This is a genomic window from Bartonella sp. AA81SXKL (assembly GCF_042196945.1).
GTDB lineage: Bacteria > Pseudomonadota > Alphaproteobacteria > Rhizobiales > Rhizobiaceae > Bartonella.
Genome location: NZ_JBHIRH010000222.1, coordinates 1 through 733, shown reverse-complemented (window position 1 = coordinate 733; position 733 = coordinate 1). Strand labels below are relative to the sequence as shown.

General features: G+C 43.2%; 1 protein-coding gene. It reads right to left on the bottom strand.

The window, feature by feature from the left end; all coding sequences use genetic code 11:
* Window positions 1–733: ATP-dependent helicase (locus ACFINZ_RS10725; RefSeq protein ID WP_375701511.1), on the bottom strand; the 733-nt coding region annotated here is incomplete at both ends.

Genomic DNA, 733 nt, shown 5'->3' with positions numbered 1-733 from the left:
TCTAAAAAGCTAGGGAGGCTTTCGAATTGTTCCATAGAGCGAACCATTTCTTTGAGATTTTCTAGTCGTGTTGGTGCTTCCGGTGAGCGATCTTCTAGCCACATACTTGTGTAGCCTGAATCATCCAGAATTATTTCGGCAAGCTCTCTATGGGGTGTGTTTTGGAGCATATTTTGCCAGCGACGGAAGTTTTCAACAACGCTTCGCAAAGCGCTGCGTGCTTTGGGTTTTAACTCATCCGTTTCAATGATTTCGGCGGCGGCAAAAAAGAGAGGAATAGCGCGTGTTCTTGCGCTCTCATAAAGAATGCGCAGAGTAGCATCTCCTAAACCGCGTTTTGGTGTGTTAATAATACGTTCAAAAGCTAAGTCATCTGCTGGTTGAACCACAACGCGCAAATATGCCATTGCATCACGTATTTCCATTCGTTCATAAAAGCGTGGACCACCAATGACACGGTAATTGAGACCAAGTGTTACAAAGCGATCTTCAAATTCACGCATTTGGAATGATGCGCGCACCAATATAGCTATATGATTTAATGAATGATCGGCTTGTTGTGCGCGTTCAATTTCTTCTCCGATGGCGCGAGCTTCTTCCTCCGAATCCCAGGCAGCATGAATTTTTACTTTTTCTTCTTCGGTATTTACTTGATCAGAAAAAAGAGTTTTTCCAAGCCTTCCTTGATTATGAGAAATCAGATGAGAAGCGGTTTTGAGAATATGGGATGTTG